The organism is Pseudoxanthomonas sp. OG2, assembly GCF_014192765.1.
Lineage (GTDB): Bacteria > Pseudomonadota > Gammaproteobacteria > Xanthomonadales > Xanthomonadaceae > Pseudoxanthomonas_A > Pseudoxanthomonas_A beigongshangi.
Window position 1 is genome coordinate 1,785,847 of sequence record NZ_JACHYM010000001.1, and the last position, 18,235, is coordinate 1,804,081.

The window sequence follows — 18,235 nt, forward strand, 5'->3', positions numbered from 1 at the left end:
TGCCGGGCTCTGCAAGCAGCGACGGAGGGGGAGAGAGGGAGCCTCGTCGCTACGGAGGGAATTTTCCGCTGCCCCGGTTACGGGAACGTTTCACCCAATCGCAAATCCTGTTGCGATCGCCACGCGACCGCAACGCCATGGTTGAAATGAACGCGTAGCGTCACGGCTCTATAACTGTGCCCGAGCATGGGAGTGTCCACGTCCACGCCCATGCCCCCGCCCACGCACCCGAGCCCCTCGCGGAACCCGCCATGCACAAGCCGTTCCGTGATTACCTGGGTGCTCACGGTGGAAAGAGCCTGGTCTGGCACGCCTACGATCTGCTGTTCGCCTATTTCCTGACCCAGCATCTCCAGTTGCCGCCGCAGACGATGGGGCTGCTGACGATGGCGCTGATGCTGTTCGGCGCGCTGGCCGATCCGGTGGCGGGCTGGTTGATCGGACGCGGCCCGGACGTGCCTCACCGGCTGGTCCGCCTGCAGGCGTGGGGAGCGCTGATCTCGACGCTCGCGTTCGTGGCGCTGTTCTCGGTGCCACTGCCGTTATCGCCGGTCGTCCACGCCCTTGGCACCGGGCTGGTGTTCCAGCTCTGTTACAAGCTCTACGACGTTCCCCAGAATGCACTGACATCGGTGCTCGCGCGCGACCACCGGGAAGTCCTGCAACTTTCGGCCGGGCGCTATTTCCTCAGTGGCGCCGCGCGCATCCTGGTGGCCCTCGCCGCCTATCTGCTGGTCGGCGAACATGCGACGTCGCCTTCCGGCGGACACATCGCGCTGTTCATCGCAGTGCTGTGCGCGCCGGCACTGCTATCCGCCTGGCGACTGGCCCGCGTCGTCCGGAAACCGGTGGACGATTCCGCCAACAGGAATGTCCATGGCGTCGCCGCCCGGATCCGCAGCGGCACTTTTCCGCGCCTGCCGGAGGGCATGGCGATGCTGTTGATCGCCACCTTCGTCAACGCCGGCCTGCTCTCGGTGATGGGCAGGATGATGCCCTACCTGGCGTCGCGTTCCGGCGTGCTGATCGCCTTTTCCATCGGCACGCTGGCGCTGCTGCCGCTATTCCGGCAGCTGGCCTCGCGCCGCGGCGAACATGCGGCGTTCCTGCTGGCCGCCTGCCTGTCCGCGATCGCCAGCCTCGGCCTGTCACGATCGTTCGCGCTGCCGGGTGTTGCCGGGGATATCGGACTGAATACTTTCGCGTTTCTTTATGGCGGCGGCTCATTCGGCTGCACCATGCTGCTCTGGGGAACGGCCGCCAATCTGATCCATCGCCATCACGATCGGACCGCGACGCGCGCCGACACCTGGTCCTACGGCATCTACACCTTCGCTTCCAAGCTCGGCATCGCCCTGTCGATGCTGATGCTGGGCCAGGTGCTGGATCCGGCGGTGGCGCGGTCGCCGGCGGCCGATCACGGGCTTGCCCTGGCGCGGGCGGCGGCATTGGCCGCGCTCGGCGCACTCGTCTGCACCATGGTCATCTATCGGACGATGAAGTCGCTGCGCGAATCGCACGCCGGGCGCCCGCGCCCGTCTCCCGTGCTTGAAGCCGTCCCTCAGGGATCCAACGGATCCAGCGGATCCACCTTCGCCGAATCCGGCGAGGGACGGAACGGCACGTCGAATGGCGAGGTGCGCTTGCCGAGCGTGCCCGGCAGGTAGCCCAACTCGGTCCGGTTGCGTTCGGCGAACTCCGCGCCCACCACGTAATCGATGTGCTTCGGGTCGCTGAGCACCAGTGCATCGCGATCCGCTGGCGTCTTCATCGCCATCAACAGGCGCGAGGCATTGCGCAGGTTGGTGGTGGTGTGCCGGGCATAGGGTTCGATCACCAGCGCGTTCTCCGGAACGCCGTACCGCTCCACCAGCGCGCGGCGCATCTCGACTGCTTCGACATGGCGGGTTCCGCGCGGGTGGACGGCGGCACCGCTGAGGATGATGAAAGGCGCCAGTCCGTCGAAATAGCGTTGCGCGGCGACCTTCACGTGCAGCTTGCCGCGCGCGCTCAGCGGCGTCAGCGGATCTTCCGGCCCGGCCCCGAGCACGATGATCGCGGTGTAGCGGTAGCGCGACCAGTCCAGCGTTTTCGCCTGGGCGAAGGCGGCCGCGTTCAGGCCACCCTCGATGGGCTCGAACGCGATCGCGTCGAGCCGGTCGTTGACGTCGATCAGCGCCAGCGCCAGGCCGATGCTGGCGTCCAGCGAGGCGACCGCCTCGCCGCGGCCGACCTCGCTGATCGCCACGGCGGTGGCGACGTCGGCGGCAAGCCGCTGGCTGCCCGCCTCGCCCATCGGTCCGTCGATTCGCGGATAGCGCGAAGCCGCGCCCTTGCCGTAGACATCAAGGATGGAATTGAGTCCGGCCAGCTCGCGGCGGATCGCCTCCGGCGGGCGGTCCGGCGCCCCCAGCGTCGCCATCGCGTCGATCTCCTGGCGGTTCCAGCGCGCGGCGTCGACCTTGCAGGCGGCATCGTCACCGCACTGCGTGAGCCGGCGCTCGCGCGCGGCCAGCAGGGTGCGAACCTCCGTGCCCGCCTGGTCGCGGCGGATCGCGGCGAGCGCCGGGAACAGGCGCTGGCCCAGCGCGGCGGTCATGCCGTCTTCCACAGTCGCGGCGAATCCGGGTTGGGCCACCGCCAGCATCAGGCACAGCAGAGCCGCGATGCGCATCACCAGCTCCGGCTCAGGACCAGGCGGAAGTTGCGCCCGAACAGCGGCCGCCCGTAGATGGCCTCGCTCGAACCCTGCCCGGACAACGCGTCGGTGCGCGTGTTGCCTTCGGTGAGGCCCTCTTCGTTGGTCAGGTTGTCGCCCACCAGTTGCACGCCCCACGGGCCACGCTTCCAGGACACGCCAAAACCGAGGGTTTGATAGGACGGCAGCATCGTGCGGTTGAAGAGATCCACGTAGGCCTTGCCGACCACATCGTAGCGGAGATAAGCCTCGATCTGTCCATCACCGGCGTCGAAGTTCACGGTCGGGCGGATATGTCCGTAGAACTTGGGCTCGCGGACGATCTGGTTGCCGTTCACCGCGCTGGGGTCGGCGCCGGAGTTGTTCTGCAGATCCTTGTACTGCGGATCGCTGAAGGTCACCGCACCCGCCACCGCGAACCAGTCCGTAGCCCGGAACAGGCCGTCGATCTCGACGCCCTTCGATACCGCCGTGCCGATGAAGGGCACCGACTGGTCGTTGCGGCCGGTGGTCGGGTTGTATGCCACGAACGAGGCGTTGAGCGGATCGAACTTGGTGTAGAACGCGGTCAGGTACAGGTACGAGGCCCCGAACGATGCCTTCAGGCCCAGCTCGTACTGATCGGTCGCGGTCTTGACGATGGTCGGATTGATGCTGCGCGCGACGCTGGACTGCGGCGGAATCTCCACATGGGAAGCGCGTGCGTACGCACCCAGTCCCGGGCGGAAGTCGTAGTTCAGGCCCACGGTCCAGTTGGTGACCGAGGGACTGAGGTTGTGGGTCTGGGTGGCGCCGTTGAAGCGGCGGGTGGTGTCGTCGGCCAGGGTGGTCGCATCACCCAGGTTCGCGGCGGCGGTGTCTTCGGCGTAGCCGTCGTAGCTGTACTTCTCGTGGCGGATGCCGCCATCCAGTTTCAGTTTTTCGGTGATTTCCCAGGTGTCGTTGGCGTAGACCGCCAGCATCCGCGCATCCACTTCGCCGGCATTGAGCGTGGTGGTGTAGCGCAGCACGCCGTTGTCGGTGACGTAACCCAGCGGCGCGCCGGCGGCCGAATAGGCGACCAGATCGAGCGTCCTCGGCTTGCCGGACACCTCCAGCAGCATGTCCTGGTAGGCGGTGAACGCGGTGGTGCCGTAGAAGGCGGTGTAGATGCCGAAATTGACCTCGTGCGCGCCCAGGCCGGTTTCGAACCGGCGCGCGGCGCTCAGATCCGCCTGCGCCGAATAGAATTCCGACTCGATCGCGCGGTACTGCGCGGAGATCACCAGGCCGGAGGCGCCATAGGGGTCATAGGCCGCCGTGCCGCGGCTGCCGGCCAGGGCATAGCCCATCCGGGCGACGTCCGGACCGAACGCGGCCCGCGCCCGCTCCAGGTAGCTGTTGGCGAAGGTGTTGCCATCGGCTGGATTGGTCGTCGAATACAGCGCGTCGAAACTCAGCTTGCCCTTTGTGTAGCCGGACTTGAACGAGATGGTCCAGTCACCGGCGGTGTTCTCGTACTGGAAGCCGACGTTGCCGAAGCGCATGTGGCGGCCGTCGGCCAGATCCCGGCGCAGGCCGTGCATCACGCCGGCCGCGTCCAGGTACTTGAGCGAGACGTTGCGCAGCGACGGCGAGTTCATCGTTCCCTCGAAGTAATCCAGGTACGGATTCAGCGATACCGAGGGATTGCGCGGATCGGCGACCGGGATCGGCAGGTAGAACACGTTGTGGTCGTCGACGTAGGTCGCGCTGAACTTCATCCAGCTGTCTTCCATGTAGTGCTTGATGTTGGCGCGCAGCTGGCCGCCCTGGTCGTTCGGGAAACCGTTGTCGCGGTAGCCGTCGTGATGGCGGAGGAATCCGCCCACCGCGTAATAGGTGTCCTCCGACAGCGCGCCGGACTGGTACGCCTCGCCGCGGTACAGCCCGGTGTCGCCCAGGGTCAGCTGCGCCTTGCCACGGGTTTCGTCGCCGCCCTCGACCAGCACGTTGTTGACGATGGCTGCGCCGCCGCTGGCATAGATCGGCGCCGGACCGCCGCGCACGATTTCCACGCGCTGGTTCATGACGTCGAAACGGTGCATGCCCTCGCCGGAGTTGAAGAAGTGCCCGTCGATCTCGTGGAACAGTGGCAGGCCGTCCTGCTGGAACACGATGTAGCCGCGATCGGTCGGTATGCCGCGCAGGCGGGTGATGTTCTGCACCTCGCCGCCGGTGGATTCGACATGGATGCCCGGCACGCTGCCCAGCAGATCCGCGAAGCTCTTCGGCGCCAGCCGCTGCACTTCCTCGGCGGTCAGCGAATTGACCGCGTAGGAGGCGTCGAACCGCCGCTGGGTGCGCGCGGCGCCGGTCACCACGATGGCGTCCAGGGTGTTGGCGTCGGTGTTGCCCGGGCGGGCATCGGCGGGGCGTGCCGGGGTGTCCTGCGCCGCGGACGCCGGGGCGGTATCGGCGGCCGGCGGGTTCTGGGCGAACCCCGGCAGCGCGGTCAGGATGCCGGCCGCGAGGACGGACAGCCTGAAGGCAGAACGACGGGTAAGGCTCGACATGGTGGCTCCGGTGGGGGTGGCGGGGCAAAATATATTCCGCCAAGAAACATACTTTCTGATTGTTTCAGCCGGATTTCATGCTTAATCGCGAATTATTCTGTGTCCTTGACGAAATTCGCCCGTAATATCTTTGTCACTGGAATATAAAGGAATGGATCTATGTCCATAGCCCTGGGACTGGCGCCCAGCGAGCAGCGCGTGCTCGACCTGCTCCGTTATCGCGGACCGATGTCCCGCGCGGAGCTGTCGCGCGAATCGGACCTGGCGCCGCCCACCCTGTCGCGACTGATCCAGCAACTGCTCGACCGCGGACTGGTGATCGAATCGGAGAAGGTGCGCGACGGCCAGCGCGGCAAACCCGCGCAGTTGGTGCGGCTGAATCCGCGCGGCGCCTTCGCCGCCGGCATCGCCGTGCAGAGCGAATATCTGGAAGGCTGCATCGTCGACATGGAGGGCGGCGTCTGCGCGAGCGCGAGGCTGCCGCTGCCGACCCTGGCGCCGGATCAGGTGGGCGCGGCGGCCTCGCACATGCTCGGGCAACTGATCGCCGAGGCCGGCATCGACACGTCCCGGTTGATCGGCGCCGGCGTTTCCATGCCCGGCGTGGCGCTGGGCGCGTACGGTTCCGGCACCCGCCCCGAAGGCAACAACGATCTGCCCGACGAATTCGAGGACTGGAAGCCGCTCGATCTGCAGGCGTTCTTCGCCGGAGTGCTGGAACTGCCCTGCTGGCTGGAGAACAGCTCCAAGGCCGTGGCGCTGGCGGAAATGTATTACGGCGAGGGACAACGGCTGGGCAGTTTCGCGGTCATGCACATCGCCTACGGCTTCGGCGGCGGGTTGATCCTCGACCGCCGTCCGTTTCGTGGCGCACGCGGCCACGCCGGCGAATTCGGCGGGCTGTTTCCCTACTCCAGCATCCGCCCCTCGGGCCGCGATCTGCTCGCGTACCTGGGCGAACGCATGGCGTGGCCGCCGCGGCATGTCCGCGACGTGGTGATCGAGGACATTCCCGAACATCTGCTCCACGGGTGGGCCGAGCGGGTCTATCCCTGCATGCACGACCTGTGCAGGTTCCTCACCGTCGCGCTGGATCTGGACGGCATCGTCCTGCACGGCCTGATTCCGGAAAAGCTGCTGCATCTGCTGGCCGATCTCGTGCGCCAGCGCGTGCCGCCGACCCTGCCGCCCGAACTCGTCATGCCCCGCGTCGTGGTCTCGCCCCTGTCCGCTTCCAGCCTGAGTGTCGGCGCCGCCAGCCTGCCGCTGCACTACACCACCGCCGCCACCCCGTAGAGCGGAGCTCGCTCCGCTGCTCCTCCGGCACCGCCCGAATCCACGAAGCCGAGCAAGCTCGGCTCCACCGCATTCGACGCGCCGCCATCGCGGCTGACGCTCAATCCAGCTTCACCACCAGCTTGCCGAAGTTGCGTCCCTTGAGCAGGCCGAAGAAGGCTTCGGGCGCGTTCTCCAGGCCTTCCACGATGTCCTCGCGATACTGGATGCGGCCGTCCGCCAGCCATTGGCCCATCTCTTCCAGGAAGCGGGGAAACAGATCGATGAAATCGCGCTGGATGAAGCCGCGCACGCTCAGGCGCTGGCGCAGGATCTGGCTGAAGAATCCGGGCAGGCGATCCGGTCCTGGCAATACCTGGCCGCGCGCGTTGTAGGTGGCAATCGTGCCGCAGACCGGGATCCGGGCGAAGTCGTTGAGCAGGGGAACGACCGCGTCGAACACCTTGCCGCCCACGTTCTCGAAATACACGTCGATGCCTTCCGGTACCGCGGTGTGCAACTGCTCGGAAAAATCATCCGTGCGGTGATCCAGCGCGACGTCGAAGCCGATCGTTTCCAGGTACCGCCGCTTGGCCTCGCCGCCGGCGATGCCGACGGTGCGCGCACCGCGCATCCTCGCGATCTGGCCGACCGTGGCGCCGACCGGGCCGCTGGCGGCGGCGACCACCAGCGTTTCCCCCGGCTGCGGCTTGCCTATCTCGTGCAGGCCGGCATAGGCGGTGAAGCCCGGCATTCCGTACACGCCCAGCGCCGTGCTGAGCGGCAGCGTCATGCCGTCGAGCCTGCGCGTGATCGCATCGCCATCGACGACCGCGAACGTCTGCCAGCCGCCCGTGGCCACGACCTGATCGCCCACCGCGAATCCGGGATGGCGGGATTCCAGCACCTCGCCCACCGTGCGTCCTTCCATGACGTCGTCGATGGCCACCGGCGGCGAATAGGAACGCCCGGCATCCATGCGTCCGCGCATGTACGGATCCAGCGACAGGTAGCGGTTGCGCAGCAGCACCTGGCCCGGACCGGGCGCGGGCACCGGCAGCCGTTCGAGACGGAAATGCGACGCGTCAGGCTCGCCACTCGGACGCGCCGCCAGGACGATACGGGTGTTGATGGGATTGCTCATTCGCGGGAACCAGGTTCAGGGGGTCCGACAGCATCGCACCGGCACCACTCTCCCTGCCCGGGAACCCGCTCGAAATCTGTGTTCCATCGGGAGCGGTGAACCAACGGGGCGGCCGTCCTCGCCTGCACCGGGGACATGCGACGTCAACCTGCCTTCCATCAGGCAGGTCGGGTCCCCGCGGGAAACGCCGTCCTTTGGCCGACGGGTGCCGTGCTTGGCAGACGGGCGTGCCGGGACTAAGGTGGCGGTCCGCCACGCCGCCGGCGCCGCCGATGAAGTCCTCCGCCCGGGGAACCCTGCAGGCTCGGATCAACCGCCGCGTCCGCCTTGAACTGCGGGCGGTGCGGCGCGCGCTCGCCGATCGGCGTCATCCGCACCGCGCGGTGCACGAGGCGCGCAAGGCCATCCGGCGCCTGCGCGCGTTGCTGGCGCTGGCCGTGCGGCGGCTGGAGGCGATCGAAGTCGTGGACCGGGAGTTGCGGCGCCTCGGCGACAGCCTGTCCCGGCTGCGCGATGCGCAGGTCGCGCTGGAAACGGCCGAGGCCATCGCATCGCAGGAACCGGCCTCCGCGCAGAACGTCGTGCGCTGGCTGGCCGAACGCCGCGATCACATGCTGGAACGCGCGCTCCGCCGCGATCCCGACTTCGCGCGCAGGCAGATGCTGCTTGATGCCTGCACGCGCGCGCTGGAGACGGTAGCGTGGTCGGAACTGGAAGACGACGACCTGCACGAGGCGCTCCGTCATTCGCGCAAGCGCCTGAAAAAAGCCGAACGCAAGGCGGAACGCGATCCGTCGCCGGAGCATCTGCACAGGTTGCGCCGCCGCGCGCGGCGCCTGCGCATGCAACTGGAACTGCTGCGCACGCTGGTCCCGGATTTCCATCCGGAGACGCTTCACGGCGAGACTCCGGGCAAGGCCATCCGCATCCTGCACAAGCAGAGCAATCGGCTGGGTCAACGCCAGGACAAGGAGCACCTGGCCGATGTGCTGGAACGCATGCCGATGACCTTCGAGCGCGAGGTCATGCGCCGGCGCATCGAACGCGAGCTGAAGGAACCGCGCTGACCGGGGCTGTCGCAACGGATACATGATGCCGTCGCGACGTCCCGCCGCACGCTATCGCCGGGAAACCACCCGCCGGTCCGCGTCCAGCCGTTCCATCACCACCTCCAGCGGTGCCGGCCTGGCCACGTAGAAGCCCTGCACGTAATCGCAGGCATTGTCGCGCAGCCAGTCGTACTCTCCCTTTTCCTCGACGCCCTCGGCGATGGTGCGCAAGCCAAGGCCTCGCCCCAGCGCGATGAGAGCGCGGCAGATGGAAGCATTCTTCTCGTCGCGATGCACGCCGATCACGAAACTGCGGTCGATCTTCAGGTAATCCAGCGGCAGATCGCGCAGGTACGCCATGCTGGAGAAGCCCGTGCCGAAATCGTCGATGGAAATGCAGACGCCCTGGCGCTGCAGTTCCTCCAGCGAAGCGCGCACGGCCTCCCGGCTCTTGAGCATCGCCGTTTCCGTGAGCTCCACATGCAGGGCGCCGCGCGGCAATCCATGCCTGTCCTGCACCTGGCGAAGACTCGATGGCAGGGTGCCCTGCAGGAACTGCACGGCGGACACATTGACGGCGATGGCGATGTCGTCCCAGCCTGCCGCGCCCAGCCGCGCCCTCGCCCGGGCCGCATGCTCCAGCACCCATTCGCCGATCGGCACGATCAAGCCGGATTCCTCGGCCAGCGGCACGAAATGGGCCGGCGGTACGTAGCTGCCGTCGTGCTGGCGCCAGCGCAGCAAGGCCTCCATCGCCACGACGTCGCCGGTGGTCAGGCAGGTGACGGGCTGGAAGAACAGCTCGAACTCGTTGCCTGCGATCGCACGGCGGAGCCGGGACAGGATGGCCAGGCGCTCGGCGGCCTGCTCGTTCATTTCCAGCCGGAACACGGTCGCGGGCTCGTTCTCGTTGCGGGAATGCAGCGCCGCCAGCGCGGCGTGATCGACCACCTGCTCCGCGGCGCCGGGCACCACGCCCGGCGAATCGGCCACGCCAATCCAGGCTTCGACCCGGTGGCTGCCGCCTTCGAATTCGACCGGATCCGCCAGCACCCTGACCACCTCCGCGACGAGCCGCTCGATCTCGCGCGCGTCCCGTGCGACGAGCACGAACGCATCAGAGGGCAGGTAGGCGGCCGGCCCGTAGCGGCCGGCCACCGCGGACAGCCGGCGCGAGATCTCCGACAGGATGGCTTCGCCCATCCGCCGGCCGAGCGTGGGGGAGACCACCTCCAGATCCCGCAGTTGGAGGTAGACCGCGCCATAGGGCGTATGCCAGTTCTGCGAGCGCGCATTCACCTGATCGATCAGCGCGCGCAGTTTCAGCAGGCCCGTGCTTTCATCGTGCGTCGCCCGCCACGCCAGATCCTCCTCGTAGGCGACCCGTTCGCTGACGTCCTCGGCCAGCACCAGCCGGGCCGGGCGTCCGTCGAACTGGATGCTGCTGCTGTGCACGCGCACGTACATGGGGCGTCCGTCGCGGCTGTAGTGGATCCAGACATTTTCCGATTCGCGCGGCTCGGCGGTATCGTGCACCGACTTCAGCACCTCGGCCTGCTCCTCGGGCGAACGGATCTGGAGGATGGTCATGCCGAGGAACTCCTCGCGCGAATAGCCGTACTTGCGGATGGCCGCCTCGTTCACCGCCAGGAACCGCAGCGATTCCAGGTCGAACACCCAGAACGGCAGCGGATTCAGATCGAACAGCTCGCGGAACTGGATTTCCGCACGCTCGATCTGCGCCTGGCTTTCGCGCCGTTCGGTGATGTCAACGATGGTGCCGGTCATCAGCGGCTTGCCGGCTTCGTCTGCCACCCGCGCACCGCGCGCGCTGATCCAGCGGATCCTCCGGTCCGGAAGGACAACCCGGTATTCGGAATGGAACGACTGCCCGCTGGACAGCGAGTCGGAAAACTCGCGGCTGACGCGCTCGCGATCCTCGTCGTGCATGCGTTCGAAAAAGTCTTCCAGCGGAATCAGGTCCGGCTTCTGGTCGAATCCGAACAGCGCGGCCGCCTGCGCGGAGGCGCGGACCTTTTCCTGATCCAGCTCCAGCGCCCAGACCCCGGCACGCGAGGCTTCCTGCGCCTTGGCCAGCCAGTCGGCATGCCGCACCAGTTCTCCCTGCGTGGCAAGGCGCGCGGTTTCCGAAGACAGCAATCGCCTGACGAGATAGGCTGCACCCAGCCAGTAGAAGACCAGCAGCAGTGACGCGCTGACCACATAATTCCACCACGGCGCCAGCACTTCCCGTTCGGCGATGCCGACCGCGACCACGAACGGATAGCCGCTGGTGGAGGTGAAGCTGGCGTAGCGCCTGACCTGGTCGAGGGGGCTGACCCGCCTGACCTGCGTGGTTTCTCCCGCCGCAAGTAGCGGGATGTCGACCCGCTTGCCGATATCGCCCGCCTCGCCCTGACGCGCCAGCAGGTACCCGCCACGATCCAGGATGGCCGCGCTGCCGAGCTGGCCGATGTCCAACCCTTCCAGCAGGCGTTGCAGTTCGCCAGTCCGCAAACGCGCCACCAGCCAGTTGCCATCGGGGGTCCGCAACGCCAGCGGGACCACCGGATGGCTGTGGCCCTGCACCTGCAGCCTGCCGGTCCTGAGATCCCCTTCTCCCGGGGGCGGCTGGAAGTTCGCCTGCGAGGAATACTCGCTGACCCCGCGCCGTATCGGCTTTCCCTCGCGATCATAGAGATCGATGTCCTGCAGCTCGGCATTCCTGGAAATCACGGCGCGGATGGCCGAGGAGATGTCCCAGGTACTCTGCGATGGATAGTCGCGGACGTAGCCGTCGGCATCGCCCGCCATGCCGCGCAGGGCGCGTTCCAGGTGGCGTAGCTCGTAATGGAGCAGGCGGTCGATGCCCACCGCGACCGCCAGGCTGTGGCGCTCGGCGGCATCGACCCGCGTGCCGCGGTCATGCACGATCGCCGCCAGCAGCGCGACGGTGAGCGCCAGCCCCAGCAGGATGCCGAACCGCCGGAATGCCGGCAGGGAACGGGCCAACGTGGCAAACCTTGCGGGATTCATGTCCATTGAATCGTCAGTCATGGCGGGGAAGATCGCTCAGGACGGCCCTCATTCCACGGGTGGGATGATTTTTTTACGTTACCGAGTGCGCGTAGGTGTTTTTGTGATGAATGTCGTCACTTGCCGTTGACCCGGAAACGCGAGCCGGCTGCGGATTCCGGCAAGGGATCCTTGCTGTTGCAAGCCATCCGCCAACGATGCGAATGGCGGGACATTTCCAGGCGAACTCAGGCACTGGGCGCTTCCGCGCCCAGTACGCTCACCCGGTATTGATCACGGCCCCCCTCCTTCGCCTCGTACAGCGCATCGTCCGCCGCCACCAGCAGATCCTCCTGCGCCTCCACTTCGCGGGCGAAGGCGGCGCCGATGCTGGTGGAGATCTGCAAGGTCAGATCCTCCAGCTGCAGCGGTTCGCGGACGCTGGCGATGATCTTCTCGGCGACCACCTTGACCATCACCGGGTGGGTGATGTGTTCAAGCAGGATGACGAACTCGTCACCGCCCAGCCGCACCACCAGATCGGTCGCGCGCACGCACGACACCAGCCGGCGCGCGAATTCGCGGATGACCCTGTCGCCGACCGCGTGTCCATGCGTGTCGTTGATGCATTTGAAGTGGTCGATGTCCAGGTACATCAGCGCCAGCGCCTCGCCGCTGCGCTCGATGCGCAGCAACGCCAGCGACAGCCGTTCCTCCAGTTGCCGGCGGTTGGGCACGCCGGTCAGCGCATCCACCCGGCTCAACCGCTCCAGTTCGCGGCGACTGGCTTCCAGCGCTTCTTCCGCCGCCACCCGCCGGCTGATGTCGCGCCCGGTCAGGATCAAGTCGTTCTCCGCCGGATTGTTTTCCTTGGGGATGGGACGCATGACCACCTCCATCCACAGGTAGTGCCCGTCGCGGTGGCGGACCCGGTACTTGAGCGTCTGCGGCTGGCCGGAAGCAAGCACCTCGTCCATTGCCACACGTTGCCGGCCCTGGTCGTCGGGATGCACCAGGCTCCAGCGCAGGCCCAGCATTTCCGCCGGCTTCCAGCCGAGGATGTCCTCGGACGCGGGGGACACGTACACGCGCTCGCCATCCGGCCGCAGCCGCACCACCAGATCGCCGGAGTAGTCGGCCAGCAGGCGGTAGCGGTGCTCGTTCTCGCGCACCCTGGAAGTCAGCTTGTCGCGCTCGGCCATGCCCAGCACCACCGGGATGGTGATCAGGCAGCCGCCGGCCAGGTACAGCTGAAGCAGCGCGATGCGGCCGGCATCGCCCAGATCCTCCGGTCCCCACAACGGACCGTTGCCCTGGGCGGTCAGGGTGCCGCCGATGACGCCCAGCAGGATCACGCCCGCCGCCACGCCCGGGAACCGATGCCGGAACGCGGCCAGCAACAGCGGCGGATAGGTCAGGAACAGCACCGGGTACGAGGTGCTGAACACCAGCGCACCCACCGCGGCAATCAGCGCCATGCTGATGACGAAGCTGCGCCGCTTGCCGCGCGGCGCGATGGCCCGCCAGCCTTCCACGTGCAGGACCAGGGTGGTGGTGGCGAAGATCACCATGCCCACCACGTGCGCGGCGTACCAGCCCAGGAACGCCCGCACGAAACTGGACGGCAGCGAAGCTTCCGCCATCCACGCCGCCAGCACGCCGGACAACGCGCAGCCGGCCAGTGTGCTGGCCGTGGCAACGCCCCCCAGGGTCAGCCAGCGCTGCGGGTCGCCCACGTTCGGCACCACCCGGCGCACCGACCACGCGACCACCAGCACTTCGATCAGATGGCAGGTCGCCAGGAAGGCCGCGGCTCCCAGCGGCACCCCGGCCAGCCACTGGCCCAGCAGGTCCGCCGCGATGCCGACACCCAGACAGAGCGGCCAGGCGCGCGTCTCGCGCGCCAGCAGCCAGCCGGTGAGGATGCCGCTGGATATCCAGACGGCGGCGAGTTCGTCCGCGCCTTTCCCCCATTTCAGGGAAAGCCACGCCGTCCCTCCGACCAGCACGGCCAGCGCGATGCCGTCCGACCACCGATTGACCTGCTTCCCAGCGCCCACCGCGCCCCCTCGCCATACCCGGCCAGACGCCAGCCTGGCCTGCCTCCCGTCATCGACGTGTCGATGACCCCGCGCCAGTGTAGCCACCCCGGGGCCGGGGGATAACGGGGCGGCATGCATCGTCGGGGGGATTCGACGCTTCCTGGACGCCGGCCGTCAGCCGGCGCCGCGCACCGCCATCGCGCGATCCCATCGTCCGCCGGGTCCGGCCTGCCCGCGGGAGACCCCGCGGACGCGATGCTCAGACGACGCCGTGCCGCTTCAGCAGCGCCTGTTCGTCGCCCGATACCCAGCCGAAGACCCTGGCCTCGCCGTCCCGAACCTGGACCAGGTAATGCACCTCGAAATCGATCGCCGTTTCGGCGAGATCGTCGCGCGCATAGGTCGCGGTCCATGCCACGCTGGCCATGCAGTGAAGCCCGTCGATGGGCGCGACGCGGATATCCCGTATCCGCATCCGCCGGGTACCGATGTCGCGATAGTGCGCATACCCCTGGGCCATGACGTTCCTGAGCTGCTGATCGTTCTTGCCCGACATCACCCCGGCCGGCGAAGCGGCGATGACGTCCGAGGCATACAGGGATGCGACCTCGTCCATGTCCGCCTCGCCCGCCAAGGCTTGCCGGAACAGCCGCTCGTAGCGTTCAAACAGCGTTCTTACTTCCGTTTCCATGACAGGCGCTCCGATGAGGGTGCCGGCCCCATTCTGCCTCCCCGGAACGGTGGCAAGCCGGTGAAGGCGCCGCCTGCGGCGGGATCGTCCCTCCTGACGCCTGCTGTCGCGTCCGCTGGCATGCACGGGTGGAATCCGGCACCCAACCGGGGACCTGCGCCCACTCGCCGGCAAAGGCGTGCTTTTCACGACCCGACCACGCTGGCGGCCGCAGGCTCGGCTGGCAACGCCGTGCCTCCGGAGATTCCGCCATGATGCGTCGTGGTTCGTTTGCAGGGCTCCTGCTTGCCGCGTTGTCCGGGATGGCGGCGATCACCGGATCCGGCCAGGCGCACGCGGCCACGATCACGGTGGGCAACTGCGACGACGCCGGTCCCGGAAGCCTCCGCGCGGCGGTGGGTTCCGCCGCCAGCGGCGACATCATCGACCTGCGCGGGCTGGCCTGCGATCGCATCGTGCTCGGCGGCAGCCTGTACTTCGGGCAGGAGGACCTGACCTTCAAGGGTCCCGGGCGCGCGCGACTGGCCATCGACGGCAACTGGTACGGCAACCGGGCCATCGAGCACTGGGGGCGCGGGACGCTGCGCATCGAGGAGCTTTCCATCGAGAATTCGCGCGACGAGCTAGGCGGCTCGCACGACATGGGCGGCTGCATCAAGTCGCTGGGGAACATCGAGATCGTGCGTTCCCGCGTGCACCACTGCCTGCTGGTCGTCCGTGATGACATCTACTGGACCGAGGAAGGCCGTGGCGGCGCGATCTATGCCTTCGGCGACGTGCTCATCGAGCGCAGCATCGTGTCCGATGCCCACGTGACGACCTTCGGCTATGGCGGTGCGGTCAACGCGGGCGGCACGGTGACGGTCCTGGACAGCCAGATCCGCGACAGTTCGGCGTACTACGGCGGTGGCATCGCCGCGAACGACCTGACGTTGCGACGTTCGGTCGTGAGCGGAAACCGGGCGCGGGTCGGCGGCGGATTGCACATCGATGGCGCCGCGCTGATCGAGGACTCCACGATTTCCGGCAATGCCGCCTCCGAGCCGCAGCATCCTGCCCGCGACGAGGCCCTGGCCGGGGGAGGGATCAACGCCTACTCCGGTCCCGTCATCGTCAACAGCACCTTCAGCGGCAATGTCGCCGAATACTGGGCGGCGATGCTCCTGCAGGGCGGCGGCGCAAGGATCCTCAACAGCACCATCGCCTTCAACGAGAACACCCTGGATTGCAGGGGCGCGCTACGGTCGGTCCTGGAACTCGACCTGGAAAGCACCGTGGTCGCACGCAACACCTGCCTCGGCGCGCCATCCATCGACGTCTCCGTCTACATCGACGGCGTCGTGGGCGGCCACAACCTGATCCAGTCATCGCAGGCCTCGTTGCCGGCCGACACCCTCCAGGCCGATCCGCTGCTCTCGCCGTTGGCGGACCACGGCGGTCCGTCGCCCACCCACCTGCTCCTGCGTGGCAGCCCGGCCATCGATCGTGGCAGCAACCTGCTCGATCTCCGCCACGACCAGCGTGGGCGTCCGTTTGCGCGCGTGCGCGGCAACGCGCCGGACATCGGCGCGACCGAGAGCAGGTTCCGGGCGGAGTGACCCATGCCGCCGGCCGCCGTCCGGCCCGCGTGGCCATGCTTCGCGGGCATCGCCGTCGGTGCGGGTGGACACGGGCAACAGGCAAGCGGAGTCCGCATGCGAACCACTACCGTCCAGATCGACGCAATGAAGCTTGCGGCCACGCTTGCCGGCGATGATCGACTGCCGCCACTGCTGTTGCTGCATGGATGGCCGCATTGCCGCCATCTCTACGATCCGGTGATCGACGCATTGGGCGGACACGCGTTCGCGATGGCCATCGACTTGCCGGAAGTAGGCGAATCGCGGGGCCCACCGCCGTCTTCCGACAAGGCCACCCTGGCCGACGTGGCGATCGCGGCGGCCGAACGATTGGGGGGATCGCGCCCCGTCGTGGCCGGCATCGACGTCGGTGGAATGATTGCGTACGCGGCGGCCCGTTACCACGGCGATCGCATTGCCGGGGCGATGGTGATGAATACGGCGGTGCCGGGATTGGACCCGTGGGACGAGGTGGTCGCGAATCCGGCCATCTGGCATTTCGCTTTCCATCGGGTGCCGTCTCTTCCCGAAGCGCTGGTGGCGGGCAGGCAGCGTGCCTACTTCGATTACTTCATCGATGCCTTGTCACGCGACAGGCAGGCGGTTGGAAACGACATGCGCCAGCGGTTCGCCGAAGCCTACCAGCGCCCGGAAGCCCTGCGTGCCGGGTTCGAGTGGTACCGGGCCATGCCCGAGGACGCGGAGCGGAACCGGGAATGCGTGCCCTTCGATACGGCCCTGGCCTACGTCCGTGGCGATGCGGACCCCGCCGACCTGCAGGAATACCTGGCTGGACTGCGCGCCGGCGGTGCGGTCAATCCCGCCGGAAGCCTGATCCCGCGATCCGGGGAACTTCTGCCGCTGGAGAACCCCTCGGCGTTCGTCGCCACGGTGCTGGCGTTCATGCGACGGGCAAACGCGTCGGGCCACTGACCGCGCGGCTTGCCGGGCACACCGCCAGACGTTCGCAGACACCACGGGACCTTCATCTACGCTCGGCTGCGGGCGCGGCACTCTCGCCGACCGGCGGATCCAGCCATGGGGTTCCATCCTCGCGCCAGTGCACCGGCTGGATGCGCGGGGATCGCTTCGCCGTGCATTTCATGTCGGGTCCGGGATTGGCGTGATACACGATCCAGGCACTGCCGTCGGGCATGTCGAAGAAGCCGTTGTGGCCGGGTGCGTGGACATGGCCGGCGGGATTCTTCGCCAGGATGGGTTGCGGCGCCTTGGTCCACGACGAGGCTTGCAGCGGATCGCTTCCGGGGCGCGCGTGCAGCAGGCCGATCGCATAATCGTCCGACCAGCAGGCGCTGCCCGAGTATGAGAGGAACAGATCGCCCCGGGGCCCGGCGAGGAATTCCGGCCCTTCCAGGATCTGCCGGCCGCCCTGCCGCTCCCAGTCCTGGTCCGGGCGCGCGATGATGGTTTCCTCGCCGACCAGCGTCCACGGATCGGACATCGCCACGATTGCGAGCACGCTGTCCGGTCCGACGTATGGCGAATAGACGAAGTAGCGCTTGTCGCCGATGGCGAACGTGGTGCCGTCGATGCCGGGATGCCGGGTGGCGAGCCGACCACGATCGCGCCATTCGCCGGTGGTCGGATCGGCGTTTCCGTTTTCCAGCACGAAGACGCCGCGATGATCGTCGTCATCGTGGCCGCTGGCCGCGGCGGTGTAGTACACGTACCACTTGCCGTCGATGCGATGCAGCTCCGGCGCCCAGATCGACTGGGCGTTCGGACCGCGCGCCGGCGGCCGCCAGATGGTCGTCTCCTCCGCCTCGGCCAGGCGCGCGAGATCGCGGGTCTTGCGGATCGCCAGCCGGTTGCCGTGCGTGCCCATGTAGTAGTAGATCCCGCCGTCGCGGACGATCCAGGGATCCGGCCCGGAAGGCAGCAGCGGATTCCGGAATTCCGGTGGTTCGGCGGCATTCGCCGTGCTCGTGTACAGCAGGATTGCGCCCAGCAACAGGCGTGCCGGCCAATGGAACATGAGTCCTCCTCGGTTTCCGGTCAGCCCGGCGCCGCGTGATGCGGACGACGGCGGGAAGACGGGCCGCGTGCGACCCGGTTTGCATGGAGCCGCCAACGTAATCATATAATCCGACAATATACAAGCCGCCTCCGCGCCGATCGCGGCCAGCGGATCGCACCGCCCACATTCG

The 18,235-nt window shown here is 67.6% G+C and carries 12 protein-coding genes; 5 read left to right on the forward strand and 7 right to left on the reverse strand.

What is annotated here, in order from left to right; translation table 11 throughout:
* The first annotated feature begins 251 nt into the window (after window positions 1–251).
* The gene (locus FHW78_RS08365; RefSeq protein ID WP_183639454.1) at window positions 252–1,667 is read left to right on the forward strand and encodes an MFS transporter; all 1,416 of its coding nucleotides are present in this window, start codon (window positions 252–254) and stop codon (window positions 1,665–1,667) included.
* Here the strand turns inward: FHW78_RS08365 and FHW78_RS08370 are convergent.
* Complete coding sequence (locus FHW78_RS08370; RefSeq protein ID WP_183639455.1) at window positions 1,562–2,674, reverse strand: YdcF family protein; 1,113 nt, start codon at window positions 2,672–2,674, stop codon at window positions 1,562–1,564. The two genes, FHW78_RS08365 and FHW78_RS08370, sit on opposite strands and share 106 nt — an antisense overlap.
* The gene (locus FHW78_RS08375) at window positions 2,674–5,232 is read right to left on the reverse strand and encodes a TonB-dependent receptor (RefSeq protein ID WP_183639456.1); all 2,559 of its coding nucleotides are present in this window, start codon (window positions 5,230–5,232) and stop codon (window positions 2,674–2,676) included. Before FHW78_RS08375 ends, FHW78_RS08370 begins: the two co-directional genes overlap by 1 nt.
* Window positions 5,233–5,391: 159 nt before the next feature.
* On the opposite strand from FHW78_RS08375, the gene FHW78_RS08380 reads away from it, so the two are divergent.
* Window positions 5,392–6,528, forward strand: coding sequence for an ROK family transcriptional regulator (locus FHW78_RS08380; protein ID WP_183639457.1), 1,137 nt, complete (start codon window positions 5,392–5,394; stop codon window positions 6,526–6,528).
* A gap of 100 nt (window positions 6,529–6,628) precedes the next feature.
* Here FHW78_RS08380 and FHW78_RS08385 read toward each other — a convergent pair whose 3' ends face one another.
* Window positions 6,629–7,651, reverse strand: coding sequence for an NADP-dependent oxidoreductase (locus FHW78_RS08385; protein WP_183639458.1), 1,023 nt, complete (start codon window positions 7,649–7,651; stop codon window positions 6,629–6,631).
* A 272-nt stretch (window positions 7,652–7,923) separates the two neighbouring features.
* Here FHW78_RS08385 and FHW78_RS08390 point away from each other — a divergent pair, with 272 nt between their 5' ends.
* Window positions 7,924–8,718: a CHAD domain-containing protein gene (locus FHW78_RS08390; protein WP_183639459.1), complete on the forward strand. Its 795-nt coding sequence runs from the start codon at window positions 7,924–7,926 to the stop codon at window positions 8,716–8,718.
* Between the two features lie 51 nt (window positions 8,719–8,769).
* On the opposite strand, the gene FHW78_RS08395 is transcribed toward FHW78_RS08390, so the two are convergent.
* The 3 genes from FHW78_RS08395 to FHW78_RS08405 form a co-directional block, all read right to left on the reverse strand.
* A complete protein-coding gene (locus tag FHW78_RS08395) occupies window positions 8,770–11,757 on the reverse strand; it encodes an EAL domain-containing protein (protein WP_183639460.1) in 2,988 nt (995 codons plus the stop codon).
* Window positions 11,758–11,963: 206 nt separating this feature from the next.
* Entirely contained in the window at window positions 11,964–13,775 is a 1,812-nt protein-coding gene (locus FHW78_RS08400; protein ID WP_183639461.1) for a sensor domain-containing diguanylate cyclase, read from the reverse strand.
* Window positions 13,776–14,016: 241 nt separating this feature from the next.
* Window positions 14,017–14,448, reverse strand: a complete 432-nt coding sequence (locus FHW78_RS08405) for a DUF4440 domain-containing protein (protein ID WP_183639462.1) — start codon at window positions 14,446–14,448, stop codon at window positions 14,017–14,019.
* Between the two features lie 251 nt (window positions 14,449–14,699).
* Here FHW78_RS08405 and FHW78_RS08410 point away from each other — a divergent pair, with 251 nt between their 5' ends.
* Window positions 14,700–16,046, forward strand: coding sequence for a choice-of-anchor Q domain-containing protein (locus tag FHW78_RS08410; RefSeq protein WP_183639463.1), 1,347 nt, complete (start codon window positions 14,700–14,702; stop codon window positions 16,044–16,046).
* A gap of 3 nt (window positions 16,047–16,049) precedes the next feature.
* Window positions 16,050–17,000, forward strand: coding sequence for an alpha/beta hydrolase (locus FHW78_RS08415; protein WP_218533451.1), 951 nt, complete (start codon window positions 16,050–16,052; stop codon window positions 16,998–17,000).
* A gap of 52 nt (window positions 17,001–17,052) precedes the next feature.
* On the opposite strand, the gene FHW78_RS08420 is transcribed toward FHW78_RS08415, so the two are convergent.
* A complete protein-coding gene (locus FHW78_RS08420; RefSeq protein ID WP_183639464.1) occupies window positions 17,053–18,063 on the reverse strand; it encodes a glycoside hydrolase family 43 protein in 1,011 nt (336 codons plus the stop codon).
* Between the last annotated feature and the right edge of the window lie 172 nt (window positions 18,064–18,235).

What these genes read in the sequence shown, in the direction of transcription:
- FHW78_RS08415 (WP_218533451.1), top strand. Translation starts at nt 16,050, where the DNA reads ATGCCGCCGGCCGCCGTCCGGCCCGCGTGGCCATGCTTCGCGGGCATC.
- FHW78_RS08365 (WP_183639454.1), top strand. Translation starts at nt 252, where the DNA reads ATGCACAAGCCGTTCCGTGATTACCTGGGTGCTCACGGTGGAAAGAGC.
- FHW78_RS08370 (WP_183639455.1), bottom strand. Translation starts at nt 2,674, where the DNA reads ATGCGCATCGCGGCTCTGCTGTGCCTGATGCTGGCGGTGGCCCAACCC.
- FHW78_RS08390 (WP_183639459.1), top strand. Translation starts at nt 7,924, where the DNA reads ATGAAGTCCTCCGCCCGGGGAACCCTGCAGGCTCGGATCAACCGCCGC.
- FHW78_RS08380 (WP_183639457.1), top strand. Translation starts at nt 5,392, where the DNA reads ATGTCCATAGCCCTGGGACTGGCGCCCAGCGAGCAGCGCGTGCTCGAC.
- FHW78_RS08405 (WP_183639462.1), bottom strand. Translation starts at nt 14,448, where the DNA reads ATGGAAACGGAAGTAAGAACGCTGTTTGAACGCTACGAGCGGCTGTTC.
- FHW78_RS08385 (WP_183639458.1), bottom strand. Translation starts at nt 7,651, where the DNA reads ATGAGCAATCCCATCAACACCCGTATCGTCCTGGCGGCGCGTCCGAGT.
- FHW78_RS08420 (WP_183639464.1), bottom strand. Translation starts at nt 18,063, where the DNA reads ATGTTCCATTGGCCGGCACGCCTGTTGCTGGGCGCAATCCTGCTGTAC.
- FHW78_RS08410 (WP_183639463.1), top strand. Translation starts at nt 14,700, where the DNA reads ATGATGCGTCGTGGTTCGTTTGCAGGGCTCCTGCTTGCCGCGTTGTCC.
- FHW78_RS08375 (WP_183639456.1), bottom strand. Translation starts at nt 5,232, where the DNA reads ATGTCGAGCCTTACCCGTCGTTCTGCCTTCAGGCTGTCCGTCCTCGCG.
- FHW78_RS08395 (WP_183639460.1), bottom strand. Translation starts at nt 11,757, where the DNA reads ATGACTGACGATTCAATGGACATGAATCCCGCAAGGTTTGCCACGTTG.